At 72.3% G+C, this 23,832-nt stretch carries 23 protein-coding genes; 7 read left to right on the forward strand and 16 right to left on the reverse strand.

What is annotated here, in order from left to right; all coding sequences use genetic code 11:
- The first annotated feature begins 189 nt into the window (after positions 1-189).
- Entirely contained in the window at positions 190-1,899 is a 1,710-nt protein-coding gene (locus ACFEMC_RS14095) for a BCCT family transporter (RefSeq protein WP_380170215.1), read from the forward strand.
- Between the two features lie 100 nt (positions 1,900-1,999).
- On the opposite strand, the gene ACFEMC_RS14100 is transcribed toward ACFEMC_RS14095, so the two are convergent.
- The 9 genes from ACFEMC_RS14100 to ychF form a co-directional block, all read right to left on the reverse strand.
- Positions 2,000-2,407 carry a (deoxy)nucleoside triphosphate pyrophosphohydrolase gene (locus ACFEMC_RS14100; RefSeq protein WP_380170216.1) on the reverse strand — a complete coding sequence of 136 codons (408 nt, stop codon included), beginning with the start codon at positions 2,405-2,407 and terminating at the stop codon, positions 2,000-2,002.
- Positions 2,404-3,057, reverse strand: a complete 654-nt coding sequence (locus ACFEMC_RS14105; RefSeq protein WP_380170217.1) for a DUF305 domain-containing protein — start codon at positions 3,055-3,057, stop codon at positions 2,404-2,406. Before ACFEMC_RS14105 ends, ACFEMC_RS14100 begins: the two co-directional genes overlap by 4 nt.
- Positions 3,057-3,695 (reverse strand): DUF3105 domain-containing protein, encoded by a 639-nt coding sequence (locus ACFEMC_RS14110; RefSeq protein WP_380170218.1) that lies wholly within the window; start codon positions 3,693-3,695, stop codon positions 3,057-3,059. The genes ACFEMC_RS14105 and ACFEMC_RS14110 overlap by 1 nt, the downstream gene beginning before the upstream one ends.
- Positions 3,696-3,800: 105 nt before the next feature.
- Complete coding sequence (locus ACFEMC_RS14115; protein WP_367639378.1) at positions 3,801-3,959, reverse strand: hypothetical protein; 159 nt, start codon at positions 3,957-3,959, stop codon at positions 3,801-3,803.
- A 91-nt stretch (positions 3,960-4,050) separates the two neighbouring features.
- Positions 4,051-5,790 carry a dipeptide ABC transporter ATP-binding protein gene (locus tag ACFEMC_RS14120; RefSeq protein WP_380170219.1) on the reverse strand — a complete coding sequence of 580 codons (1,740 nt, stop codon included), beginning with the start codon at positions 5,788-5,790 and terminating at the stop codon, positions 4,051-4,053.
- Entirely contained in the window at positions 5,787-6,767 is a 981-nt protein-coding gene (locus ACFEMC_RS14125) for an ABC transporter permease (RefSeq protein ID WP_380170220.1), read from the reverse strand. The genes ACFEMC_RS14120 and ACFEMC_RS14125 overlap by 4 nt, the downstream gene beginning before the upstream one ends.
- Positions 6,760-7,686 carry an ABC transporter permease gene (locus tag ACFEMC_RS14130; RefSeq protein ID WP_380170221.1) on the reverse strand — a complete coding sequence of 309 codons (927 nt, stop codon included), beginning with the start codon at positions 7,684-7,686 and terminating at the stop codon, positions 6,760-6,762. The genes ACFEMC_RS14125 and ACFEMC_RS14130 overlap by 8 nt, the downstream gene beginning before the upstream one ends.
- Positions 7,687-7,833: 147 nt before the next feature.
- The gene (locus ACFEMC_RS14135; RefSeq protein ID WP_380176785.1) at positions 7,834-9,489 is read right to left on the reverse strand and encodes an ABC transporter substrate-binding protein; all 1,656 of its coding nucleotides are present in this window, start codon (positions 9,487-9,489) and stop codon (positions 7,834-7,836) included.
- 585 nt (positions 9,490-10,074) lie between these two features.
- Complete coding sequence (gene ychF / locus ACFEMC_RS14140; protein ID WP_380170222.1) at positions 10,075-11,160, reverse strand: redox-regulated ATPase YchF; 1,086 nt, start codon at positions 11,158-11,160, stop codon at positions 10,075-10,077.
- Between the two features lie 91 nt (positions 11,161-11,251).
- Between ychF and ACFEMC_RS14145 the strand changes: the two genes are divergently transcribed.
- The gene (locus tag ACFEMC_RS14145; RefSeq protein ID WP_380170223.1) at positions 11,252-12,412 is read left to right on the forward strand and encodes a DNA recombination protein RmuC; all 1,161 of its coding nucleotides are present in this window, start codon (positions 11,252-11,254) and stop codon (positions 12,410-12,412) included.
- On the opposite strand, the gene ACFEMC_RS14150 is transcribed toward ACFEMC_RS14145, so the two are convergent.
- Entirely contained in the window at positions 12,399-13,433 is a 1,035-nt protein-coding gene (locus tag ACFEMC_RS14150) for a 4-hydroxy-3-methylbut-2-enyl diphosphate reductase (protein WP_380176787.1), read from the reverse strand. The two genes, ACFEMC_RS14145 and ACFEMC_RS14150, sit on opposite strands and share 14 nt — an antisense overlap.
- Positions 13,434-13,555: 122 nt before the next feature.
- Between ACFEMC_RS14150 and xseA the strand changes: the two genes are divergently transcribed.
- Entirely contained in the window at positions 13,556-14,806 is a 1,251-nt protein-coding gene (xseA, locus tag ACFEMC_RS14155; RefSeq protein WP_380170224.1) for an exodeoxyribonuclease VII large subunit, read from the forward strand.
- A gap of 28 nt (positions 14,807-14,834) precedes the next feature.
- Positions 14,835-15,056, forward strand: a complete 222-nt coding sequence (locus ACFEMC_RS14160) for an exodeoxyribonuclease VII small subunit (RefSeq protein ID WP_380170225.1) — start codon at positions 14,835-14,837, stop codon at positions 15,054-15,056.
- Between the two features lie 170 nt (positions 15,057-15,226).
- On the opposite strand, the gene ACFEMC_RS14165 is transcribed toward ACFEMC_RS14160, so the two are convergent.
- Positions 15,227-15,466 carry a hypothetical protein gene (locus tag ACFEMC_RS14165; protein ID WP_380170226.1) on the reverse strand — a complete coding sequence of 80 codons (240 nt, stop codon included), beginning with the start codon at positions 15,464-15,466 and terminating at the stop codon, positions 15,227-15,229.
- A gap of 146 nt (positions 15,467-15,612) precedes the next feature.
- On the reverse strand, positions 15,613-16,236 hold the full coding sequence (locus ACFEMC_RS14170; RefSeq protein WP_380170227.1) for a DUF4245 domain-containing protein: 624 nt from the start codon (positions 16,234-16,236) through the stop codon (positions 15,613-15,615).
- Between the two features lie 119 nt (positions 16,237-16,355).
- Here ACFEMC_RS14170 and glpX point away from each other — a divergent pair, with 119 nt between their 5' ends.
- From glpX to ACFEMC_RS14185, 3 genes are read left to right on the forward strand one after another with little or no spacing between them, the layout of a single operon-like run.
- Entirely contained in the window at positions 16,356-17,402 is a 1,047-nt protein-coding gene (glpX, locus tag ACFEMC_RS14175; protein WP_380170228.1) for a class II fructose-bisphosphatase, read from the forward strand.
- Positions 17,402-18,340 carry a carbohydrate kinase gene (locus tag ACFEMC_RS14180; RefSeq protein WP_380170229.1) on the forward strand — a complete coding sequence of 313 codons (939 nt, stop codon included), beginning with the start codon at positions 17,402-17,404 and terminating at the stop codon, positions 18,338-18,340. Before glpX ends, ACFEMC_RS14180 begins: the two co-directional genes overlap by 1 nt.
- A 19-nt stretch (positions 18,341-18,359) precedes the next feature.
- Complete coding sequence (locus tag ACFEMC_RS14185; protein ID WP_380170230.1) at positions 18,360-19,211, forward strand: PrsW family intramembrane metalloprotease; 852 nt, start codon at positions 18,360-18,362, stop codon at positions 19,209-19,211.
- On the opposite strand, the gene ACFEMC_RS14190 is transcribed toward ACFEMC_RS14185, so the two are convergent.
- The 4 genes from ACFEMC_RS14190 to ACFEMC_RS14205 form a co-directional block, all read right to left on the reverse strand.
- Positions 19,170-20,525, reverse strand: coding sequence for a GNAT family N-acetyltransferase (locus tag ACFEMC_RS14190; protein ID WP_380170231.1), 1,356 nt, complete (start codon positions 20,523-20,525; stop codon positions 19,170-19,172). The two genes, ACFEMC_RS14185 and ACFEMC_RS14190, sit on opposite strands and share 42 nt — an antisense overlap.
- A 236-nt stretch (positions 20,526-20,761) precedes the next feature.
- A complete protein-coding gene (locus tag ACFEMC_RS14195) occupies positions 20,762-22,024 on the reverse strand; it encodes an ABC transporter ATP-binding protein (protein WP_380170232.1) in 1,263 nt (420 codons plus the stop codon).
- Between the two features lie 22 nt (positions 22,025-22,046).
- Positions 22,047-22,880 (reverse strand): carbohydrate ABC transporter permease, encoded by an 834-nt coding sequence (locus ACFEMC_RS14200; RefSeq protein ID WP_380176789.1) that lies wholly within the window; start codon positions 22,878-22,880, stop codon positions 22,047-22,049.
- An 8-nt stretch (positions 22,881-22,888) separates the two neighbouring features.
- Complete coding sequence (locus ACFEMC_RS14205) at positions 22,889-23,830, reverse strand: carbohydrate ABC transporter permease (protein ID WP_380176791.1); 942 nt, start codon at positions 23,828-23,830, stop codon at positions 22,889-22,891.
- Between the last annotated feature and the right edge of the window lie 2 nt (positions 23,831-23,832).

Genomic DNA, 23,832 nt, shown 5'->3' on the forward strand with positions numbered 1-23,832 from the left:
GCAGTCGGGAGCGCGGCCGGGCCGGGAGGGGTTGACACCACAGTCTATCCGCGCCCTCCGGCCCCCGGGACGAGCGTGCGGTCCTTCACTCTCGAACGACCCCCTGACCTGCGCAAACGCGTCTCCAGTAGTCCGTTCTGATCATCCTCAGCTGGCCCGGACGAGCCATTCCGTGCCACCCTCGCCCTCATGTCCGCACCGCCTGAGCACCGAACCGACACGTCGCCCGACCCCTCGACCGGCCCCTCGACCGGCCCCGCCGGAGCGGTCGCGCGGCCACCCGTGGACAAGCGGACGTTCGCCGTCGCCGCGGGCGTGGTGGTCCTCTTCCTCCTCGTCGGCGCCGTCTGGCCGACCCAGCTGAAGTCCGGTGCGGACGCCGTCCTCCAGGTCGTCGTCGGCGACTTCGGGTGGGCCTTCGTGCTCGGCGCGACGGGCTTCGTCGTCCTCGCCCTCGTCCTGGCCTTCAGCCGCTTCGGCCGCATCCGCCTGGGCCGTGACGAGGACCGGCCCGAGCACTCCCGGGCGTCGTGGATCGCGATGATGTTCTCCGCCGGCATGGGCATCGGGCTGATGTTCTACGGCGTGACCGAGCCCGTGACCCACCTCATGACGGTCCCGCAGAACGACCAGACCCCTGGCTCGCAGGCCGCCGCCACCGAGGCCATGAACTACTCGCTCTTCCACTGGGGTCTGCACCCCTGGGCGATCTACGCCGTCGTCGGGCTCGCGCTGGCCTACTCCAGCTACCGCAAGGAGCGGGCGGGCGGCTTCTCGGCGGCCTTCGCCCCGCTCCTGCGCGGCCGCCGCGGCAAGTCCGCGGCGCGCGTCATCGACGTCTTCGCGATCTTCGCGACGCTGTTCGGCTCGGCCGTCAGCCTCGGCCTGGGCGCGGCGCAGATGAACGGCGGCCTCACCGAGGTCTTCGGCATCGCCAACTCCACGACGGTCAAGGTCGTCATCATCGCCGTCCTCACCGTGTGCTTCATCGTCTCGGCCATCAGCGGCATCGAGCGCGGCATCAAGTGGTTGTCCAACACCAACATGGTGCTGGCCCTCGCGCTGCTCTTCTTCCTCTTCGTGGTCGGCCCGACCGTCTTCATGCTCAACCTCATCCCGGCCTCGGCGGGCAACTACCTCGCGGCGCTGCCGACGATGGCCACCCGCACGGGCGCCTTCGGCGGCACCGACTGGCTGAGCGCGTGGACGCTCTTCTACTGGGCGTGGTGGGTGTCGTGGACGCCCTTCGTCGGCGCCTTCCTGGCCAAGATCTCCAAGGGCCGCACCATCCGCGAGTTCATCGTGGGCGTCATGCTCGTCCCGACGGCCGTCAGCCTGGTGTGGTTCTCGGTGCTCGGCGGCGCCGCGATCGACCTGCAGCGCAAGTTCGTGGACGGCGCCGGCGGGGCCGACATCGCGGGCATCGCGAACCAGGAGTCGCAGATGTTCACGTTCCTGCAGCAGTTCCCGTGGGCCGGATTCACGTCCGTGCTCGTCGTCGTGCTCGTGGCGATCTTCTTCGTCTCCGGCGCCGACGCCTCGAGCATCGTCATGGGCTCGCTGAGCTCCTACGGCGTCGACGAACCGCAGAAGTGGCTGGTCGCGCTGTGGGGTGGCCTCATGGGCCTCGTCGCCATCGTCCTGTTCTTCGCCGGTGGTCTCGAAGCGCTGCAGGACATCACCATCATCGCCGCGGCCCCGTTCCTCGTGGTCATGGCGCTCATGGCGGTGGCGCTCGTGAAGGACCTCGCCCGCGACCCGAAGATCACCTCGCCGCAGCGCCGCCGCGGTGACCGCCGCGACCCGCGGGTGACGGCCGCCGACCGCGAATGGGACAGCCCGGTGCCGACCCACGTCGAGGCGACCCCGCCCGCCCCGGGCGCCGAACCCTCCCGCTGACGCGCGCGACCCCGGCGCACCCGCCGGGGGACGGACCGTCGGCCCCTCGCTCTCGTCGACCGGGAGCGAGGGGCCGACGTGCGTCCAGGGACGGCGCCCGTCAGGGCCGGGCGAACCGCTCCATCGCCGCGACGAGCGGTACGTCGCCCGGCAGCCAGTCGACGCCGGCCCAGCTCCCGCGTTCCAGCCACCGCAGCTCGTCGTGGTCCTGCAGGGGTTCCGGCGTCCCGCGCACGAGCACGCCGAACCACACGCGCATCTCCAGGTCGGGGGTCAGGGGCCACGCGCCGTCCGGGTGCACGACCTCGTCCCCCAGCCGCACGACGACCCCGAGCTCCTCGGCCAGCTCGCGGTGCAGGGCCTGGTGCGGCGTCTCCCCCGGCTCGACCTTGCCGCCGGGCAGCTCCCACTTCCCCGCCAGCGCCGGCGGTGCGCTGCGGCGGGCGGCGAGGAGCCGCCGCGGGGCGCTCAGGTCGTCGACGAGGGCCGCCCCCACGACGAGCCTCACGACGCCGCCGCCGACGCCGGGAGCGGCGCGGCTCCGCGCTCGGTGAGGTAGGTCGTCAACAGCTGCGACTCCGCCTCCTGGCTGGCCACGATGGCCGCCGCGAGGTCCCGGACCTCCGCCGTCGTGGCGTGCTCGGCGCCGTACCGGGCCATCTCGATCCCCCCGGCGTGGTGCCGCAGCATGAGCTGCAGGAAGTCGACCTCGAACGTCTCGCCGTCCTCGGCGTTCAAGCGCGCCACCTCGGCCGCCGTCGCCATGCCCGGCATGATCCGGCCCTGCGCCTGCTCGACCTCGTGCCGGGCGTGCAGGTCGGTCCCGGCCATCCACGCCATCACCGGGCGTCCGGCCGAGGACAACGGCTGGTCCCACGACAGGAGGAGCTGCTGCATCCGGCCGGCCTGGTTCCCCTGCGTCGAGGCGATGTCGACGGCCAGCTGGCGGACCTCCGCCGACGGGGCCTTCGCCAGGGCCGTGTACGCCATCGAGACGGCCTGCCCGTGGTGGGTGGCCATGTCCCGGGAGAAGCCCACGTCGACGGAGTTGGCGCCCGGGGAGGTCGGCAGCGCCCGGCCCACGAGCACGCCGGCGACGAGGGCCACGAGCAGACCCGCCGTCGCGAACAGGACCTGCCGGGCCGTGGGGCCGCGCATCAGCCGGTCGGCGTCCCCGTGCCGTTGGAGCACAGCGCCCCGGGTTCCGGCGTCTGCGCCCCCTGCACGTACTTCGCCAGGAACGCCTCGATCCGCGGGTCGTCGGCCGACTGCAGCTGGAGCTGGTGGTTCCACGCGGACAGGACGACCGGCGCGGGCAGGCCCTCGTAGGGCGACAGGACGGTGTACGTCTCGCCCTGGACGTCGGACTTCAGCTCGTCCACCTGGGCGGACGGCAGGTCCGGCCGGTAGGTGATCCAGACGGCGCCGTGCTCCATGCTGTGGACGGCGTTCTCGTTGGCGACGGGCGCGTCGTAGATCCCGCAGTTCAGCCACACCGGGTTGTGCTGGCCGCCGACGGGCGGGTTCTCGGTGTACGTCACCGGCGTCTGGACGTGCTCGCCACCCCGGTAGTCGAAGGTCTTCACCGCGTCCAGCGACGGGGGCTGCGGCCGGTTCAGGAAGACCGCCGTGACCCCACCGGCCACGGCCAGCGCGGCGACGGTCGGGACGGCCACGACCAGGACGCGGCGCCGACGGGCGTGCGCCTTCTCCGCCTTCTTCATGGCCGCGACGCGGGCGGCCCGGTCGGCGCGGTCCCTCGAGGGCTCGGGCGCCGGGGACGGCGTCTGGCTCAACGTGCTGGTCCTTCCCGTCGTGGCACCCGGTGGTGCCTCCAGTCGTCCAACGACGCGGCCGACGGGATCGTTCACCCCCGTGGTGCTCACCGAGGGTGAGGAGCGTCACACCTCGTGGCGTCGCGCCGCCTCCCGGGCGCGCCGGGCGCGGTCCCCGTGGTCACCGCGGGCGACGGCGGCCACCCGGTGGCGCGGACTGGTCCGCCAGTAGACGACCGCGATGCCGACGACGACGGCGAGCACGACCACAGCGATGTAGTGCATCCGCCTACCGTAGACCCGCAAGGCGCTGCGGCACAGCCCCTCGGGAGGCTCCTGGGGTGGTTCCCAGGAGCCTGCCCGGGGTGAGCGGGGCTCAGGCGCCCAGCTGCAGCGTCCGACCGGGGATCGCGTCGAGGAGAGCCTTCGTGTACTCCTGCTTCGGCGAGGTGAAGACCTCGTCGACGCTGGCGTGCTCGACCAGGCGCCCCTTCTGCATGACGACGACGTCGTCGGCGATCTCCCGCACGACGGCGAGGTCGTGCGTGATGAACAGGTACGTCAGCCCCAGCTCGGCCTGCAGGTCGTTGAGCAGGGTGAGGATCTGCCCCTGCACGAGCACGTCGAGGGCCGAGACGGCCTCGTCGCAGACGACGACCTCGGGCTGCAGCGCGAGCGCGCGGGCGATCGCCACGCGCTGGCGCTGCCCGCCGGACAGCTCGTTCGGGTAGCGGCGCAGCGAGCTCTGCGGCAGCGCGACCTTGTCGAGCAGGTCGCGCACGCGCGCCTCCCGGCTCTTGGCGTCGCCCACCGCGTGCACCCGCAGCGGCTCCTCGATCGAGGAGAAGATGCTCCAGCTCGGGTCCAGCGACCCGTAGGGGTTCTGGAAGATCGGCTGCACCCGGCGACGGAACGCGAACTGCTGCTTGCGGTTCAGCGTCGTGATGTCGACACCGTCGAAGAGCACCTTGCCCGACGTCGCGGGCAGCAGGTTGAGGACCATCTGCGCCACGGTCGACTTGCCCGACCCCGACTCCCCCACGACCGCCAGCGTCGTCCCGCGGCGCACCGCGAAGTTGACGTCGTCGACCGCGAGCAGCTTCTCCCCGCGCACCCCGGCGCCGCGGATGACGAACTCCTTCGTCAGCCCCTGCACCTCGATGACGTCGGCCGTGGGCGCGTCGGGGACGTCGACGGGCGTCTGCGCCGCCACCTGCTCGTGCACCTGCTCGGCGCGGGCCTCGGCCTGCTCGAGGATCTCGGCGCGGTGGCTGGACTGCATGCGCCGCGAGGCCAGCGAGGGGGCCGCCGCGACGAGGCGCTGGGTGTACGGGTGCCGGGGGTCCTGGAGGATCTCCAGGGCCGGGCCCGACTCCACGACCTGCCCCTTGTACATGACGACCAGGTGCTCGGCCCGCTCGGCCGCCAGCCCGAGGTCGTGGGTGATGAGCAGCACGGCCGTGCCGAGGTCGGCGGTGAGGGAGTCCAGGTGGTCCAGGATCCCCCGCTGCACGGTCACGTCGAGCGCGGACGTCGGCTCGTCGGCGATGAGCAGTCGCGGCCGGGAGGCCAGGCCGATGCCGATGAGCGCGCGCTGGCGCATGCCGCCGGAGAACTCGTGCGGGTACTGGCGGTAGCGGCGTTCGGCATCGCCGAGACCGGCCTCGCCGAGGACCTCGATGGCGCGCTTCTTGGCCGCGGCGCCCTTGGCGATGCCGTTGGCCTCGATCGCCTCCTTGACCTGGAACCCGATGTTCCACACGGGGTTCAGGTTCGACATCGGGTCCTGCGGGACCATGCCGATGTGCGTGCCGCGCAGCGCCACGTACTCGCTGCGCGAGGCGTGCGCGATGTCCTTGCCGTCGAACAGGACCTGCCCGCCGACGACCTTCCCGCTGCCCGGCAGCAGCCCGATGACGGCCATCGCCGACGTGGACTTGCCGGAGCCGGACTCGCCGACGATGGCGACCGTCTGGCCCGGGTACACCGTGAAGTTCGCCTTGCGGACCGCGTGGACGGCCCGGCCGCCGGAGGTGAAGTCGACCTCGAGGTCGCGCACCTCCAGGAGCGGCTTGGTGCGGTCGACGGGCGCGGCCGAGGTGTTCTGCGGGCTCATCGGGTGCGGCCCTTCGGGTCCAGGGCGTCGCGCAGGGCGTCACCGAGCATGAGGAACGACAGGACGGTGATCGACAGCCCGATCGACGGCCAGAGCAGGATCATCGGGTCGGTGCGCAGGGTGGCGCGCGCGTTGGAGATGTCGCCGCCCCAGGAGACGATGCTCGGCGGCAGGCCCAGGCTCAGGAACGACAGCGTCGCCTCGGCCGCGATGAAGGTGCCGAGCGAGATCGTCGCGACGACGATGACGGGCCCCAGGGCGTTCGGCACGACGTGCCGCAGGAGCGTCGCCATCCGCGACAGGCCCAGGGACTTCGCGGCCGTCACGTACTCGTTGGTCCGCACCTGCAGGACGGCCCCGCGCATGATGCGCGCGACCTGCGGCCAGCCGAAGAGGGCCAGCGTGAGGGCCACCGTGACGACGTTGCGGCTCTTGACCGTCTGCAGCAGGACGATGGCGCCGAGGATGAGCGGCAGCGCGAAGAAGATGTCCGCGACGCGGGACAGGATCGCGTCCAGCCAGCCGCCGTAGAAGCCGGCCAGCGCGCCGACGACGCCGCCCACGACGACGACCATGACCGTCGTGAGGATCCCGACGCTCACGGACGCCCGGGCGCCGTAGATGAGACGGGCGTACACGTCGGTGCCGCCGCGGGTCACCCCGAGGGGGTGCGCGGCCGAGGGCCCCTGCAGCGCGACGGACAGGTCGACGAACCGCGGGTTGGTCGAGGTGAACAACGACGGGAAGAGCGAGACGACGACCAGCAGCAGGATGATGAGGCTCGCGACGATGAAGATCGGCCGCTTGCGCAGCTGCTTCCACGCGTCGGCGAACAACCCGCCGGTGGGCGCGGACTCGTCGACCGCGTCGACCGCCGCGAGCGGCGTCTCCTCCAGCGGCGCGACGTAGCGCTCCTGGCCGGGGCGCACGACGGCACCGCCCGACTGTGCGTGACGTCCGGTGGTGGGCTCAGACATAGCGGATCCTCGGGTCCAGGACGGCGTACAGGAGGTCGACGACGAGGTTCGCGACGAGGTAGATGAGCACGAGGATCGTCACGACCGACACGACGGTCGGCCCCTCCTGCCGGATGACGGACTGGTACAGCAGGTTCCCCACCCCGGGGACGTTGAAGATCCCCTCGGTGACGACGGCGCCGCCCATGAGCGCGCCGAGGTCGGTGCCGAGGAAGGTCACGACGGGGATGAGCGAGTTGCGCAGGACGTGGACCGTCATGACCCGCGGCCGCGACAGCCCCTTCGCCGTCGCCGTCCGCACGTGGTCGGCCGACAGGCCCTCGGCGACGGAGTTCCTCGTCAGGCGCAGCACGTAGGCGAACGACAGGGCCCCGAGCACGGCGCCCGGGAGCAGCAGGTCCACGAGCGCGGGGTCACCACCGACGGTGGAGCGGACGATGCCCCACTTCACCCCGACGAAGTACTGCCCCACGAACCCGAGCACGAACACCGGGATGCCGATGACGATGAGCGAGAGGAACAGGACCGTCGAGTCGAAGACGCCGCCGCGGCGCAGCCCGGCGACGAAGCCGAAGACGATGCCGAAGACCGCCTCGATGACGAACGCCACCACCGCGAGCTTGATGGTCACCGGGAACGCGCGGGTGATCTGGGACAGCACGGGCTGACCGGAGAACGACTGCCCGAAGTCCAGGGTGAAGATGCCCTTGAGGAAGAGCAGGTACTGCACGATGAACGGCTTGTCGAGGTTGTACTGCGCCGTCAGCGTCGCCCGGGCCGTCTCGCTGACGGGTTTGTCCCCGAAGAGCGCCAGGATCGGGTCCCCCGGCAGCAGGAACACCAGGGCGTAGATCAGGAGCGTCGCTCCGAAGAAGACGGGAACCATCTGCAACAGACGGCGCCCGATGTACCAACCCATCACGAGCCTCCTCGCCGGCACGACCTTCCCTGGTCGCCCCGGCCCTCACGGTCGAACGCTTCACGATCGAACACAGTGTGGCGCCGGCGTCCCGGCGCACGAACGGGGGTGGGTCGCGCCTGGCACGACCCACCCCCGGACCTCACGTCAGGACTTGGTGACCTGGTAGTAGAGCGGGACGCTGTTCCAGCCGAACTTCACGTTCTTGGCCTGCTCGCCGTAACCACCGCTGGCGTTGGAGTACCACAGCGGGATGACGGGCAGGTCGGCGAACAGGATCGTCTGCGCCTGCTGCAGGATCTTGTTGGCCTCGTCCTGGTCGGTCGTGCCGGACGCCTTGGTGAGCAGCTCGTCGAACTGCGGGTTCGAGTAGTCACCGTCGTTCGAGCCGGCGCCCGTGGCGTACAGCGGCGCCAGGAAGTTGTACAGACCCGGGTAGTCGGCCTGCCAGCCGGTGCGGAACGCGCCCTTGATCGTCCGGTTGGTGATCTCGGTGCGGATCTGGGCGAAGGTCGGGTACGGCTTGCCCTCGGCCTGGATGCCCAGGTTCTGGCGGATGCTGGCCGTCACCGCGTCGACCCACGCCTGGTGGTCGCCGTCGCTGTTGTAGGCGATGGTGAAGGTGCTGCCGTTCCACGGCTTGATGGCGTTGGCCTGCTCCCACAGCTGCTTGGCCTTGGCCGCGTCGAGCGTGAGGACCTCGTTGCCCTGGACGGTCTCGGAGTAGCCCGCGATGACCGGGGACGTGAAGTCCTTGGCCGGGGTGCGGGTGTCGTTGAAGACGGCCTTGCAGATCGCCTTGCGGTCGAACGCGTAGCTGAACGCCTGGCGGCGCAGCTTGCCCTCCTCACCGCCGAAGCCCTCGAGACCCTCGGGGATGCAGAAGGACTGGAAGACGGCGGCCGGCTGGTTGACGGCGCGGTCGCCCAGGTCGTCGCGGTACGTCAGCAGCGCCGAGCTGGGGACGTTGTCCAGGACGTCGAGGTCGCCACCCTGCAGGGCCGCGTACGCCGCGTCGTAGGTCTCGTAGAAGACGAAGGCGAGGGAGTCGTTCGCCGCCTTGCGGGGCCCGGTGTACGTCTCGTTCGGGACGAAGTCGATCCGGACGTTGTGCTGCCAGGCGCCCTTCTCCTTGAGCTTGTACGGCCCGTTGCCGACCGGGTTCTCGCCGTACGCCTTGATGTCGGAGAAGGCCGACTCGGGCAGCGGGTAGAACGCCGAGTAGCCCAGGCGCAGCGGGAAGTCGGACTCCGGCTGCAGGAGCTTGACGGTGAAGGTGGTGTCGTCGACGACGGCCAGCCCGGACAGGGTCTGAGCGGTCGGCGGCTCGGCCTGCACCTCCTTGTAGCCCTCGATGGGCTCGAAGAAGTAGGAGGAGAGCTGCGCGTTGGTGCCCAGGGCGCCGTAGTTCCAGGCGTCGACGAACGACTTCGCGGTCACCGCGGTCCCGTCGGAGAACTTGGTGCCCGACTTGATCTTGATGGTGTAGTTCTGCGCGTCGGTCGACTCGATCGAGTCGGCGATGTCGTTCTCGGGGGTGCCGTCCGCCTTGTAGTAGACGAGGCCGGCCCACAGCGAGTCGAGGAGACGGCCGCCGCCGACCTCGTTCGTGTTGGTCGGGACGAGCGGGTTCTGCGGTTCGGTGCCGTTGACGACGACGTCGCCGCCGCTGCCGCCGGAGGCGCCGTCACCCGAGCCGTTGCCGCTGTCGTCGTTGCCGCCACCGCAGGCCGCGAGCGTCGTCAGGGCGGCGATGCCCAGGGCGCCCTTGAGGCCGTTGCGGCGGCTGAACGGGGACTGCAGGCCACCGGTGACGATGCCGATGCGCTCGACAGCCGGGCGCTCGTCCTTCTCGAAGCTGCTCAAGGTGGAACTCCTCCTCGCAAGCGGAACTGGGTGGGCAGGTTGCCCATCTACGGCGACTCCCGACGAGCAGGATGTCCACCTCTACAGGTCGGGCAGCACGTTAACACCCGGTCAACGCATTTCCGGACGACCGTGAACGGTTGACGGACGCCGGGGGCGCGGTCCTCCCCCAGTGTCCTCCTCCACTACGGCGCCGGACACCCCTCGCGTGACCGAGCGTGCATCAAGGATGACACGTCGTCGCAGGTCAGGGGCGTGATCACGCCGATCGGGCCCTGAGGTAACGATGTGGTGTCGGTCTGGCCACCGGTGGAGCTCGGGCCGCCGGGGACGACGCCCCGGACGTGAGAGCGGTGAGATCCCCGTCGACCTCACCGCCCCGTGAGCATGACGCACTCCACCCGTTCCGCCCAGCCGTTCACGGGCTTCCGGCGCAGATCGAGACACAATCGTTTCCAGCTCGGGTCCGCGATGTTTCCGCGGTGTTTCCGGACGGGCGGGAACGGACCCTTCCGGACCGTTTCAGACGTTGAAGCGGAACTCCACGACGTCCCCGTCCGCCATGACGTACTCCTTGCCCTCGATCCGCACGCGGCCCGCGGCCTTCGCCTCGGCCATCGAGCCGGCGGCGAGGAGGTCGTCGAACGACACGACCTCGGCCTTGATGAAGCCCCGCTGGAAGTCGGTGTGGATGACCCCGGCCGCCTGCGGCGCGGTCCAGCCGCGGTGGATCGTCCAGGCGCGCGACTCCTTCGGACCGGCCGTCAGGTACGTCTGCAGGCCCAGCGTGTCGAAGCCGACCCGGGCGAGCTGGTCGAGGCCGGACTCGGTCTGCCCGACGGACTCGAGCAGCTCGGCGGCCTCCTCGGCCGACAGCTCGGCGAGCTCCGACTCCAGCTTGGCGTCGAGGAAGACGGCCTCGGCCGGGGCCACGAGGGTGCGCAGCTCCTGCTTGCGGGCCTCGTCGCCCAGGACGGTCTCGTCGACGTTGAAGACGTAGAGGAAGGGCTTGGTCGTCAGCAGCCCGAGCTCCTTGAGCAGCGCCACGTCGACGTCGTCGGCGGCCGTGGCGGCCGACAGCGGCCGGCCGGAGTCGAGCACGGCCTGCGCGGCGACGGCGGCCTTGAGCACGGCCGGGTCGGCCTTCTTGCCCTTGACCTCCTTCTCCAGGCGCGGCACCGCGCGCTCCAGGGTCTGCAGGTCGGCCAGCACCAGCTCGGTGTGCACCGTCTCGATGTCGTCGGCCGGGTCGACGGCCCCGGCGACGTGCACGACGTCCGGGTCGGCGAAGGCGCGGGTCACCTGGCAGATCGCGTCGGCCTCGCGGATGTTGGCCAGGAACTTGTTGCCCAGGCCCTCCCCCTCGCTCGCGCCCTTGACGATGCCGGCGATGTCGACGAACGACACGGTGGCCGGGACGGTCTTCTCGCTGGCGAACAGCTCCGCGAGCCGGTCCAGGCGCGGGTCGGGCAGTGCGACCACCCCGACGTTCGGCTCGATCGTCGCGAACGGGTAGTTCGCCGCGAGCGCGTCGTTCTCGGTCAGTGCGTTGAAGAGCGTGGACTTGCCGACGTTGGGCAGTCCGACGATGCCGATGGTGAGAGCCACGGGAACAGGAGCCTACCCGCCCGGCTCCGTGCCCAGGGTGTCCGAGGGGAGGTCCCGGACGGTGTCCGAGGTGGGTGGCACAGTCCCCGGCATGGACCTCCTCGCCCTCCTGCTCGGTCTGCTCCTCGGCCTGCTCGTGGGCGTCGTCGCCGGGGCCCTGCTGCTGCGCTGGGTGCTGCGCGGCCGGGCCGCCCCCGAGCAGGCCGCCCTGCGCGCCGAGCGGGACCTGCTGCGCGACCGCGTCGACGAGCTCGAGGACCGCGTCGCGGCCGGCCACGAGCTGACGGCGACGGTGACCCCCGTGGCGGCCACGCTGGAACGGGTCGAGGCCCAGGTGGCGGCGCTGGAGCGGGACCGCGTGCAGCAGTACGCCCGGCTCACCGAGCAGCTGCGCTCGGTGGCCGAGGGCACGGACGCCCTGCGCGACCAGACCGCCTCCCTCGCCGGGGCGCTGCGCGCCTCCAGCTCGCGCGGGTCGTGGGGGGAGGTCCAGCTGCGCCGCGTCGTCGAGCACGCCGGCATGCTCGACCGCGTCGACTTCGTCGAGCAGACGACGCTCACCACGCGCGCCGGCCGCAGCGTCCGGCCCGACCTCGTCGTCAACCTCCCGGGCGGCAAGCACGTCGTCGTCGACGCCAAGGCTCCGCTCGCCGCGTTCCTGCGCGCGGGCGAGGCGGCCGACGACGGCGAGCGCCGCCGCGAGCTGCTGGCCCACGCGCGCGCGGTCCGCGGCCACGTCGACGCCCTCGCCGCCAAGGAGTACCCGAGCGCGGTCGAGGACTCCCCCGACGTCGTCGTCTGCTTCGTGCCGGGCGAGGCGTTCCTGGCCGCGGCGTGCGACGCGGACCCGGCGCTGCTGGAGCACGCCATGTCGCGGCGGGTCGTGCTGGCCACGCCGACGACGCTGCTGGCGCTGCTGCGCACGGTGGCCCTGACGTGGCAGCAGGACGCGGTCGCGGGGAACGCGCGGGAGCTGTTCGAGGTGGGCCGAGAGCTGTACGAGCGGCTCGGGACGCTCGGGGGGCACACCGCCTCCCTCGGGCGGACCCTGCACCGCGCCGTGGAGGACTACAACCGCTTCGTGGGCACGCTGGAGCGACGCGTCCTCGTGTCCGCCCGCCGCATCCGCGAACTCGACCTGGCCGACGAGACGCTGCCGACGCTCGTCCCCCTCGAGGACGCCGTCCGGCCGCTGACCGCCCCGGAACTGCTGGACGAGCAGGTCGTCCCGCTGCGGGTCAGACGGGAGTGACGGGCAGCGAGCGGCGTCCGGCCGCGTTGGTCGGGCTCGCGCCGGCCGCCTTGAGGTCGCGGCGCAGGTCGGTCGGCAGGGCGAACTGCAGGTCCTCCATGGCCGTCGTGACCTCCTCGACCGCGCCGTAGCCGCGGTCGGCGAGCAGGGCCAGCACCTCCTGGACGAGGACCTCCGGCACCGACGCACCCGAGGTGAGCCCCACGGTGGTGACGCCCTCGAACCAGGCGTCGTCGACCTCGCCGGCGTTGTCGACCCGGTGCGCCGCACGGGCTCCCGCGTCCAGGGCCACCTCGGCCAGGCGCACGGAGTTCGAGGAGTTCGCGCTGCCGACGACGATGACGAGCTCGGCCTCGGGGGCGATCTTCTTCACCGCGACCTGGCGGTTGGAGGTGGCGTAGCAGATGTCGTCGCTCGGCGGGTCCTGCAGGTGCGGGAAGCGCGCGCGCAGACGGCGGACCGTCTCCATCGTCTCGTCGACGCTGAGCGTGGTCTGCGACAGCCACACGAGGTTGCCGTTGTCCTCGACCTCGATGGTGTCGGCGACCTCGGGGCTGTCGACGACGGTGATGTGCTCGGGCGCCTCGCCCGCCGTGCCCTCGACCTCCTCGTGGCCGGTGTGCCCGATGAGGAGGATCCGGGCGTCCTGGGAGGCGAAGCGGACGGCTTCCTTGTGGACCTTGGTGACCAGCGGGCACGTGGCGTCGATCGTCTGCAGCGATCGCGCGGCGGCGGCCTCGCGCACCGCGGGGCTCACCCCGTGGGCGGAGAAGACGAGGTGGGCGCCCTCGGGGACGGCGTCGGTCTCGTCGACGAACACGGCGCCGCGCTGCTGCAGGGTCTGCACGACGTGCTTGTTGTGGACGATCTCCTTGCGCACGTAGACGGGCGACCCGTAGAGGTCCAGCGCCTTCTCCACGGCGACGACGGCGCGGTCGACGCCGGCGCAGTAGCCGCGGGGGGCCGCGAGCAGGACCCGCTTGCCGCCCTCCCACGCCGCGCGCTCGGCGGGCCGGGACAGCAGGGACGTGTCGTTGCAGTCGTCCCCCGCGTCGAGGCCTGCGTCGAGGACGGGTGCGGTCTGCGCGGTCTGGCTCACCGCCCCATGGTAGGTCGGCACGGTGGGCCGGGGAGGATGGCCCGGTGCCCGCCGACCCGCCGCCGCGCCGCCCCAGCACCGCCGGGGAGACGACCGCCGAGAACCCGTGGCCCGTGCGGCTGCTCGCCGCCAAGATGGACGCCTACATCGCCAAGATGCCCTGGACGTGGGTCGAGGGCCAGGTCGTGCAGGTCTCCGACCGGCCCGGTTCCTCCGTCGTCTTCGTGACGCTGCGCGACGCCGACACCGACATGTCCCTGCCGGTGACGATCGCCCGCCGTGTGCTCGGACGGTTGCGCGACGCCCTCCCGGACGGTCTGGCACACGGCACCCGCGTCGTCGTCCACGCCCGGCCGGAGTTCTTCGCCAAGCGCGGCTCGCTGAGCCTGGCCGCCGACGACGTGCGACCCGTCGGCGTCGGCGAGCTGCTGGCGCGCCTGGAGCACCTGAAGCGGGTGCTGCGCAGCGAGGGCCTGTTCGACGCCGGCCGCAAGCGGCCGCTGCCCTTCCTGCCGCGCACGGTCGGCCTCGTCTGCGGCCGGGCCTCGGCCGCCGAGCGGGACGTGGTGGAGAACGCGCGGCTGCGCTGGCCCGCGGTGCGCTTCGAGGTCCGCGAGGTGGCCGTCCAGGGGCCCAACGCCGTCACCGAGGTGGTCGCCGCGCTCGCCGAGCTCGACGCCGACCCGACCGTCGACGTCGTCGTGCTGGCCCGCGGCGGCGGCAGCGTCGAGGACCTGCTGCCGTTCAGCAACGAGGCCCTCGTGCGCGCGGTGGCCGCGGCCCGCACCCCGGTGGTCTCGGCCATCGGGCACGAGGTCGACTCCCCGCTGGTCGACCTCGTCGCCGACGTGCGCGCCTCGACGCCGACCGACGCGGCCCGCCTCGTCGTCCCCGACGTCGTGGAGGAGCTGGCCGGGGTGCGCCAGCTGCGGTCGCGGGCGCGCCGGGCCGTCAGCGGCCGGGTCGAACGCGAGGAGCACACGCTGGTCTCACTGCGCAGCCGGCCGGTGCTGGCCGCCCCGCACGTCCTGCTCGACACGCGGGCGGCGGAGGTCGACGGCCTGCGCGAGCGGGCCCGCCGGGCCCTGTCGGGGCGCCTGGACCGGGCCGCGGTGGACGTGGAGCACCTGCGCACGAGCGTGCGGGCCCTGTCCCCGCGCTCGACGCTGCTGCGCGGCTACGCGGTGGTGCAGCGGGCGGACGGCAGCCTCGTCCGGGAACCGCAGGACGCGCCCGCCGGTACCGCGCTGCGCCTGCGGCTGGCCGACGGTGAGGTCGCGGCCACGGCCGGGTGACCGTCGCCGCCCTGGGTAACCTCCCGGGGTGCCCGACGACACCACCGCCCCCGACCAGCTGAGCTACGAGCAGGCCCGCGACGAGCTCGTCGACGTCGTGCGGCGCCTGGAGACGGGCGGGACCGGGCTGGAGGAGGCGCTGGCGCTGTGGGAGCGCGGGGAGGCGCTGGCCGACCGCTGCCAGCACTGGCTCGACGGCGCCCGCGAGCGCCTGGACGCGGCCCGCGGCAGCGACGCCGACGAGGAGTAGGTGTCCCGGCGTCGCACCCGTCGCCGCGGGATGCGGCAGTGGTCGGCACTCTTGCCGGTCGACGCCACGGTGGACGGCAGCGGGCCCCGGGGCGCCGGCTCGTCAGGACCGGCCGGGGCTCGTCACGCTGACCCGTTCGTCGGCGATCGAGCCCGGGTGGTCGCGCGACCTCAGCGGTTCCGACCGCTGGTCCAACTCCCCGAGCTGTCCCACTCCGGCCGCCACAGGCGCCACGAGATGCCGTGGCCGATGGCCATGGCCGTCCACGCGGCCCCCGTCACGTACTGCCACCACGCGTTCCCACCGGACGCGAGCAGGAGCCACCAGACGATCGCGAGGACGCCCCACAGGAGGGCGAAGGTCTTCGACTGTCGACGGTTCGTCGCCCGCCACCTCGGCCGCCCGGTCATGCGACCAGAGTGCTGGAGAGGCGACCCCGGGAACGTGCCGCACGCGGAAGTGGTGCGTTGCAACCCGTTCGGGACCCGGAGTGGGTCGGAACGCACCACTCGGGGGCCCGGCGGCGACCTGGTGGCGCCGGTCTCGGTACCGGGTCCTAGGAGCGCACGCCCCAGGGCGTCCCGGAATTGGTCCAGCCGGCCTCGGCGGCCTCGACGAGCTCGGTCAGCACCGCGTAGCCGCCCTCCCCCGTCACCAGCAGCGTCTGGCCGTCCTGCGTGCGCACGAGGCTGTAGCGCTCGCGGTCGGGCTGCAGGTACCGCTGCCAGACCTCCCCGCCGATCGTCTGCTCGCCCTGGGCGTCCCCGCTCTGCGTCTGGGCGCGCAGCCAGGTGCGCGTCGTGTCCCGAGCGGTCTCCAGGGCCAGGTACTTCCCGCCGTCCGTGCGGTAGCCGATGTGCCACGTCACGACACCGTCGGTGGAACGGTTGACGTTGGCCGACGTCGCGGTCCACCCCTCGGGGCCGTCGGGGACGACGGGCGCGAACGGCAGCTGGGAGGCGGCGCCCTGCGCGGCGTTGGACACGTCCACCGCGGGCTGCTCGATGGCGTTCGGCCGCGGGATGAGCCACACGACGACGAGGACCATCCCGAGGATCACCGCCATCGAGAGGACCATCGACCGGACGTTGCCGCCGGAGTGCCGCTGCCGCGGGACCCCGCGGGGGTCCTCCCCCGGTGCGACGGACGGGCTGTCGGAGGGGCGACCGGTCGTGCTCACGCCCCCATGGTGACGGATAGAGTCGGCAGCCGACGACGAGCGTCGCCGGCCGCCCGCCCGGGGGCACCGGATCCCGCAGCGCCGACCAGCAGATCCACGTCGCCCAGGAGGTCCCGCCCATGGCTCACACCCCGTCCCACCAGACCACGCTCCCGCCCTCCCTCGTCGTCGCCGACGAGGCCCCCGACCGCAACCTCGCGATGGAGCTCGTGCGCGTCACCGAGGCCGCCGCCATGGCCGGCGGCCGGTGGGTCGGGCGCGGGGACAAGAACAAGGCCGACGGTGCCGCCGTCAACGCCATGCGCACCCTCATCGGCACCGTCTCGATGAACGGGACCGTCGTCATCGGTGAGGGCGAGAAGGACAACGCCCCGATGCTCTACAACGGCGAACGCGTCGGGGACGGCAGCGGCGCCGAGTGCGACGTGGCCGTCGACCCCATCGACGGCACGACGCTGACCGCCCGCGGCATGCCGAACGCGGTGGCCGTCCTGGCCGTGGCCGAGCGCGGCACGATGTACGACCCGAGCGCCGTGTTCTACATGGACAAGCTGGCCGTCGGTCCCGAGGCCGCGGACGTCGTCGACATCCGCCTGCCGGTGCGGGAGAACATCCGGCGCCTGGCCCGCGCGAAGAAGCGCTGGGTCGAGGACGTGACGGTCTGCATCCTGGACCGCCCGCGGCACGCGAAGCTGGCCGAGGAGGTCCGCGACGCCGGGGCGCGCATCAAGTTCATCTCCGACGGCGACGTCGCCGGTGCCGTGATGGCCGCCCGCGAGGGCACGGGCGTCGACCTGCTGCTGGGCGTGGGCGGCACGCCCGAGGGGATCATCACGGCCTGCGCGATGCACTGCCTCGGCGGCGCTGTCCAGGGCCGGTTGTGGCCGCGCGACGACGAGGAGAAGCAGAAGGCGATCGACGCCGGGCACGACCTCGACGCCGTCCTGGACACCTCCACCCTCGTGGCCAGCGACAACGTCTACTTCGTCGTGACGGGCATCACCGACGGCGAGCTCGTCGACGGCGTGCGTTACCGCGGCGACACGATCTCGACGTCGAGCATCGTCATGCGCAGCAAGTCCGGCACCATCCGCAAGGTCGAGAGCGAGCACCGGTTGTCCAAGCTGCAGGCGTACTCCGCCGTCGACTTCACCGGTCCGCGCTGATGGCGGGACCTGCCCCCTCCCGCCCGACCGTCGTCGTCGGCGAGGCCCTCGTCGACGTCGTGCACCGCGCCGGTGGGGACACCAGCGCCGAGCACCCCGGCGGCTCCCCGCTCAACGTCGCTTACGGCCTGGGCCGGCTCGAGCACGACGTCGCGCTGCTCACGCGGCTCGGCGACGACGCCCACGGCCGCCTGCTGACCGGCCACCTCGCGGGGGCCGGGGTGCGGTTGCTGCCGGGGGCCGTCGACGGCGACCGGACCGCCGTCGCGCGCGCCGAGGTCGACGCCGAGGGCAAGGCCTCCTACGACTTCGACCTCGTCTGGCGGGTGCCGGAGACCTCGCTGCCGCAGGACCTCGCCCTGCTGCACACCGGGTCCATCGGCGCGGCCGTGGATCCGGGGGCCACGACGGCCCTGGAGCTGCTGCGCTCGGTGCGGGGGCGGGCCACGACCAGCTACGACCCCAACGTGCGACCGGCCTTCTTCGACTCCCGCGACCAGGCGCTGGCGCGCGTCGAGGAGTTCGTCGCCGCCGCGGACGTCGTCAAGGCCTCCGACGAGGACCTCGAGTGGCTGCTCCCGGGCCAGGACGTCGAGGACGTCGCGCACCGCTGGCAGGGGTGCGGCCCCGCGCTCGTCGTGGTGACGCGCGGCAGCGCGGGCGCCGTCGCGGTCTCCGGTGCCGGCACGCTGCACGTCCCGGCCCCGCGCGTCGACGTCGTCGACACCGTCGGGGCGGGGGACGCGTTCATGTCGGGGCTGCTGCACGCCCTCGCCGAGCACGACCTCCTCGGGGGCGACGCGCTGCCGCGGCTGCGGCACCTCGGGCTGGGGACGTTGGAGTCCCTCGTGCGCACGGCCATCGCCTCGGCGTCGATCACGTGCTCGCGGGCCGGGGCGAACCCGCCCACGCGCGCGGAACTGGCGGCCCGGGCCTAGCTCGGCCACGCTGTCGGGCGTGGCCCACGATCACGTCCCGACAGCGTCCTCCCGGTCCCCCCGCACCGGCCGGCTGGCCCGACTCGCGTGGCTGGGGGTGCTCGTCGCCGGCGTGCTCGCCTACGTCGTCGTCCTGCGCGTGATGGTGCGCACGGAGAACCTCAACTTCTTCCCCTCGCTGCTGCTCCTGGGGGCCATCACCGTCCCCGTGAGCGTCCTGGCCTTCGCCGAGACGGGTGGCCGCGGCCCGGCCGTGCGCGGCTGGCTCGTGGCCACCGTGGCGATCGCCGGCGGGGTGGTCGGCACGGTGACGGCCGGGACGCTGGAGTTCGACACGCTGCGGACGCTGGGCACCGTCCCGATGCTGTTCGTGGGGCTCATCGAGGAGTTCGCCAAGCTCGTCGTCCCCCTCGCCGTCTTCCTGGTGCTGCGCCCGCGCGATCCGCGCGGGGGTGTCGTCGTGGGGGTCGCCTCGGGCATGGGGTTCGCGACGCTGGAGACGATGGGCTACGGCTTCCAGGAGCTGCTGCGGGCGCGCAGCATCGCCGCGGTCGACCAGGAGCTGCTGCTGCGCGGCCTGCTCTCCCCCGCCTGCCACATCGCCTGGACGGGCATGACCGTGGCGATGCTCTGGCGCATCCCCTCGGCCCGGCGCCGGGGACGGGCCGTGTGGGCGTTCGTCGGCACGTACCTGCTGGCCGTCGTGCTGCACGCGACGTGGGACTCCTCGAGCAGCGACCTCGTCCACCTCGTCGTGGCCGTCGTCGGGCTCGTCGTCCTGTTCGTCTTCCTGCTGCGGGCGCACCGGCGCACCCCGGTGGGCGCACCGTCAGCGGCGCCGTCGTCCCCGCGGCAGGCGTGGGGCCGGTAGGGCGGGGAGGGCCGGGCGCCGCCGGACGACCTCGTCGCGGGCCCGCTCCAGCGCGCCCGCCAGCACCGTCCACGACCGGTCCAGCCGCTCGGAGCGGCGGACCTCGTCGCGGTAGGTGCGGCGCAGCAGCGCGAACCGGTCGGCCAGCGCCGGCAGCGCGTCCCGCCCCGAGGGCGTGAGCACCAGCCGCACGGTCTGGTGCGCGACCGGGTGCAGGCGCCGCTTGTACGCCTCGTCCCCGCGCAGCAGGTCCAGCTCGCGGTACCCGGTCAGCACCGCCCGGCGGCACAGCCGTAGCAGCAGCAGCGTGCCCGGCCCCGTGGTCGCGTACCGCGAGCGGTAGCTCTGGACGTAGCCGTGCAGCGCGACGGGACCGGCCAGGCAGAACGCGTAGGCCACGAGCTCGCCGTCCACGCGCAGCCCGGACAGCTGGACCGTCCCCGGTGGGGACGTCCACAGGACCTCGGTGAGCGTGCGGCCCGAGGCGCCGCGCCAGGGCCGGCGGCGGCGCTCGGCGTGCGGGTGGGCGTCGTCGACCTCCGCCAGCTCGGTGACGAGCTCCTCCAGCCGGTCGGCCGCGGCCTCCGGGTCGTGCGGGCGCAGCACCGTGACGGGCTCGAGGAGGTCGTCGGCGACGGCCAGCTCGCCCGACTCGGCCAGGCGCCGCCACTGCCGGCGCTCCTCGTGGCGGGTGTGCCGGCCGAGGGAGGCGTCGTACTCCTCGACCGTCGCGGGCAGGGCGACGGAGTGGACGGTGGCCTGCGGCAGCGTGCGCAGGGCGTACCCGCGCAACCGGGCCCAGGCGGCGACGTGCTCGGCCTGCTCCCCCTGCGCCGGCACCTGCTCGAGGTCGAGGAACGCGCCCGGGGCCTCGCGCACGGCGCCGTCGAGGACGGCTGCGACGAGCCGGACGGCCGGGACGTCGGCGTCCGGGTCGGTGAGGACGGCCGCGTAGTCACTGCCCCCCGCACCGAGGAAGGTGAGCAGCGGCCGTGGGCCGCCCAGCAGCGCGAACGCGCCGAAGGCGAGGAGTCGGCCGTCCCGGCGGACGCTGACCAGCAGCGGCTCGCCCCGGCCGACGTGGGCGTGCACGGCACGCAGCCAGTCCGGCCCGGTGAACGGGGGGTGGCCCCCCTGCTGGGCCAGGGCGCGCCACTCGGGCACGGGGGCCTTGTCGAGGTGGCGGCGGACCGTCACCGTCAGCCCGTGGGCCGGGTCGTGGACCAGCGCCAGCCCCGCGTCGGAGGGGGCGGAGGTCGTCGCGCCGGGCGGGACGTCGGAGGCGTCGGCGGCGGGCACGACGAGGTCCGTCACCGCCCACCTCCGCCCGCTCGCACCGCCGAGCCGACCCGTGTGGAGGACTCGTGCGCGTACGTTAACCGGGACGTCGGACAGGACCGCGGACGCTCCCCCACTCGCCGCCGCGCCGTCGACGCAGCGTCACGAACCGTCTACGCAGCGGATCCACGCGGCCCTCCGGGGGTGGGATCGTTGACGCAGCCGGCTCGTAGAGCGAGCCGGCTGCGTCAACGAGGTCCAAGCTGCGAGCCTCAGGAGGCGGCGTGGGCGGGCGTGCGGCCTGCGCTGCCCTGGGCCCGCTCGAGGGACCGCTTGCGCAGCGCCTCGGACTGCTCGCCGATCTTCTTCGCCTTGTCCTCGTCGCGCGTGAGGTTCACGCCCGTCGTGGGGTCGAAGACGTGCATCCGCTTCGGGTCGAACCACAGCGTCGCCCGGTCGCCGTCGCGCACACCGCTCATGGCGTCGAGCGTGACGACGAGCTGGGAGCGCAGGCTCTCCCCGTCGAGCTCGCGGTCGAGCTCGGCGAGCTGCTGCTTCGTCTCCTCGGCGGCCTCGAAGGGGATGTAGGCGTACAGCTCGTTGCCCAGCCACTCCGTGACGTCGACGTCCGCCTGGAACGTGGCGGCGCCTTCGGGCGCGTCGGTGACCTCCGCGTCGTCGAAGTGCTCCGGGCGCACACCGACGATGAGCAGCTTGCCCTCGTAGGACCCGTCCACCTGCTCCGGGCGCGGGACCTCGCCGAACGGCAGCTGCAGCGTCGTCCCCGAGACGCGCGCCGGGAGGAAGTTCATGGGCGGGGAGCCGATGAACCCGGCGACGAAGAGGTTGACCGGCTGTTCGTACAGCTCGCGCGGGCTCGCCACCTGCTGCAGGACGCCCTTGCGCAGGACGGCGACGCGGTCCCCGAGCGTCATGGCCTCGGTCTGGTCGTGCGTGACGTAGACCGTCGTCGTCGCGAGCGACCGCTGCATGCGCGCGATCTCGGTGCGCATCTGACCGCGCAGCTTGGCGTCGAGGTTGGACAGCGGCTCGTCGAAGAGGAACGCCTTGGCGTCGCGGACGATCGCGCGGCCCATGGCCACGCGCTGGCGCTGGCCGCCGGACAGGTTCGCCGGCTTGCGGTCGAGGTGCTCGTGCAGCTCGAGCATGTCGGCCGCGCGCTGGACGCGTTCGCGGATCTCGCTCTCGGGCACCTTGGAGTGGTTCAGCCGCAGCGGGAAGGCGATGTTCTCCCCCACCGTCAGGTGGGGGTAGAGCGCGTAGTTCTGGAACACCATCGCCAGGTCGCGGTCGCGCGGGGCGAGGTCGTTGACGCGCTTGCCGTCGATGAGCAGGTCGCCGTCGGTGATGTCCTCCAGCCCGACGATCATCCGCAGCAGCGTCGACTTCCCGCAGCCCGAGGGGCCGACGAGGATGACGAACTCGCCGTCGGCGATGTCCAGGCTGACGTCGTTCACGGCCGGGAAGCCGTCGCCGTACTTCTTGACGATGTTCTTGAGTTCGATGCGAGCCATGTCTGGTCAACCCTTTCCTGCGTCAGCCCTTGACCGCGCCGTTGGTGAGACCCGCGACGATGCGGCGCTGGAACACCAGCGCCAGGACCACGACGGGGATGGTGACGATGACGGCGGCGGCCGAGATGGCCCCCGTCGGCTGGACGAAGTAGCTGGACCCGGTGAAGCTCGACAGCGCCGCCGGGACCGGCTGCGCGGCCGACGTCGACGTCAGCGAGATGCCGAAGACGAAGTCGTTCCAGGCGATGAAGAACGCGATGATCGCGGTGGTGAACACCCCGGGCGCGGCGAGCGGGACGATGACCTTGCGGAACGCCTGCCAGCTGGTCGCGCCGTCCACCTGCGCGGCCTGTTCCATGTCCCACGGGATGCCGCGGAAGAACGCCGACATCGTCCAGATCGAGATCGGCAGCGTGAGGGCCAGGTACGGGATGATGAGACCGGGGATCGTGTCGTAGAGCCCGATCTGCCGCCACAGGTTGAACAGCGGCGTCACCATCGTGATGACGGGGAACACCGCCACGGCCAGGGCGCTGGTGAGGACCACGCGCTTGCCGGGGAAGTTCAGCCGCGCGATGGCGTAGGCGGCGAACATCGAGAGCACCACGGCGATGAGCGTCGCCACCAGGCAGGTGATGATCGAGTTCCGCAGGGCCGGCAGGAACAGGTCCGACCCGTTGCCCCGGAAGATCCCGTCGTAGTTCGCCCACGTCCACTGCGACGGGAAGAACTGCTTGTCCGACAGCGCCGCCTCGGACTTGAAGCTCATGGAGATGATGTAGGCGACCGGGACCACCGCGTACAGCACGATGACCAGGGCCCCCACGTACCAGAGCGCCTTCTCCTTGCGCGTCATCGCGCCCATCAGCCTTCACCCCTCGCTCGGGCCAGGTCGACCTTGAACACCTTGATGGCGATGAAGCAGATCAGCAGGACGCAGACGAAGAGCAGGACCGACACCGCCGAGCCCAGCCCGATCTCCAGCCGGCTGATCGTCTGGTTGTAGGCCAGCGACGAGACGGTCTGCGTGTCCGCCGCGCCGTTGGTCATGATGTAGACGTTGTCGAAGATGCGGAACGCGTCGAGGGCGCGGAACAGCAGGGCGACCATGATGGACGCCTTCATGTTCGGCAGCGTGACCTTCCACAGCCGCTCCCACGCCGTGGCCCCGTCGACCTTGGCGGCCTCGGTCATGTCCGCGGGGACCTGCGCCAGACCGGCCAGCAACAGCAGCGAGATGAACGGCGTCGTCTTCCAGATCTCCGAGAGGCAGATGACGAACAGCGCCGACCACTTGTTGGCGAACCAGTCGAAGTCGCCGAGCCCGAGCAGGCTGTTCATGAACCCGGTCGTCAGGCCGAAGGCGTACTGCCAGGCGTAGGCCGAGACGACCGTGATGATGGCGTACGGGATGAGGATCGCCGTGCGGACGATGGGCCGCAGCCACCCCAGCACCTTGTGCATCACCATGGCCAGCGCGAACCCGATGACGAGTTCGACCGCGACGGTGACGACGGTGATGAGCGCCGTGTTCCCCAGCGCCCCCCACCACAGGCTGTCGGTGAGGATGACCCCGTAGTTCTTCAGTCCGACGAACTCGCGGTCGGCCGGCGCGGTGAGCCGGTAGCTGAACAGCGACTCGTAGAGGGCCTGCAGGATCGGGTACCCCGTGACGGCCACGAGGATGACGAACGCGGGCCCGGCGAGGTACCAGCCCAATCGGGCCTCGGCGCGCGCCTTGTCGGTCCCCCGTCGCTTCGACGTCGGCCGGGAGACGGCCACGTCCCCCGCCGAACGCGTCTCCATCT

Source organism: Kineococcus sp. DHX-1, from assembly GCF_042473625.1.
Taxonomy (GTDB): Bacteria; Actinomycetota; Actinomycetes; order Actinomycetales; family Kineococcaceae; genus Kineococcus.

Coding starts and splice junctions, on each gene's coding strand:
- ACFEMC_RS14195 (WP_380170232.1), bottom strand. CDS start 22,024: ATGGCTCGCATCGAACTCAAGAACATCGTCAAGAAGTACGGCGACGGC.
- ACFEMC_RS14205 (WP_380176791.1), bottom strand. CDS start 23,830: ATGGAGACGCGTTCGGCGGGGGACGTGGCCGTCTCCCGGCCGACGTCG.
- ACFEMC_RS14105 (WP_380170217.1), bottom strand. CDS start 3,057: ATGCGCGGCCCCACGGCCCGGCAGGTCCTGTTCGCGACGGCGGGTCTG.
- ACFEMC_RS14095 (WP_380170215.1), top strand. CDS start 190: ATGTCCGCACCGCCTGAGCACCGAACCGACACGTCGCCCGACCCCTCG.
- ACFEMC_RS14145 (WP_380170223.1), top strand. CDS start 11,252: ATGGACCTCCTCGCCCTCCTGCTCGGTCTGCTCCTCGGCCTGCTCGTG.
- ACFEMC_RS14120 (WP_380170219.1), bottom strand. CDS start 5,790: ATGAGCCCGCAGAACACCTCGGCCGCGCCCGTCGACCGCACCAAGCCG.
- ACFEMC_RS14130 (WP_380170221.1), bottom strand. CDS start 7,686: ATGGGTTGGTACATCGGGCGCCGTCTGTTGCAGATGGTTCCCGTCTTC.
- ACFEMC_RS14180 (WP_380170229.1), top strand. CDS start 17,402: ATGGCGGGACCTGCCCCCTCCCGCCCGACCGTCGTCGTCGGCGAGGCC.
- ACFEMC_RS14200 (WP_380176789.1), bottom strand. CDS start 22,880: ATGACGCGCAAGGAGAAGGCGCTCTGGTACGTGGGGGCCCTGGTCATC.
- glpX (WP_380170228.1), top strand. CDS start 16,356: ATGGCTCACACCCCGTCCCACCAGACCACGCTCCCGCCCTCCCTCGTC.
- ACFEMC_RS14125 (WP_380170220.1), bottom strand. CDS start 6,767: ATGTCTGAGCCCACCACCGGACGTCACGCACAGTCGGGCGGTGCCGTC.
- ACFEMC_RS14165 (WP_380170226.1), bottom strand. CDS start 15,466: ATGACCGGGCGGCCGAGGTGGCGGGCGACGAACCGTCGACAGTCGAAG.
- ACFEMC_RS14115 (WP_367639378.1), bottom strand. CDS start 3,959: ATGCACTACATCGCTGTGGTCGTGCTCGCCGTCGTCGTCGGCATCGCG.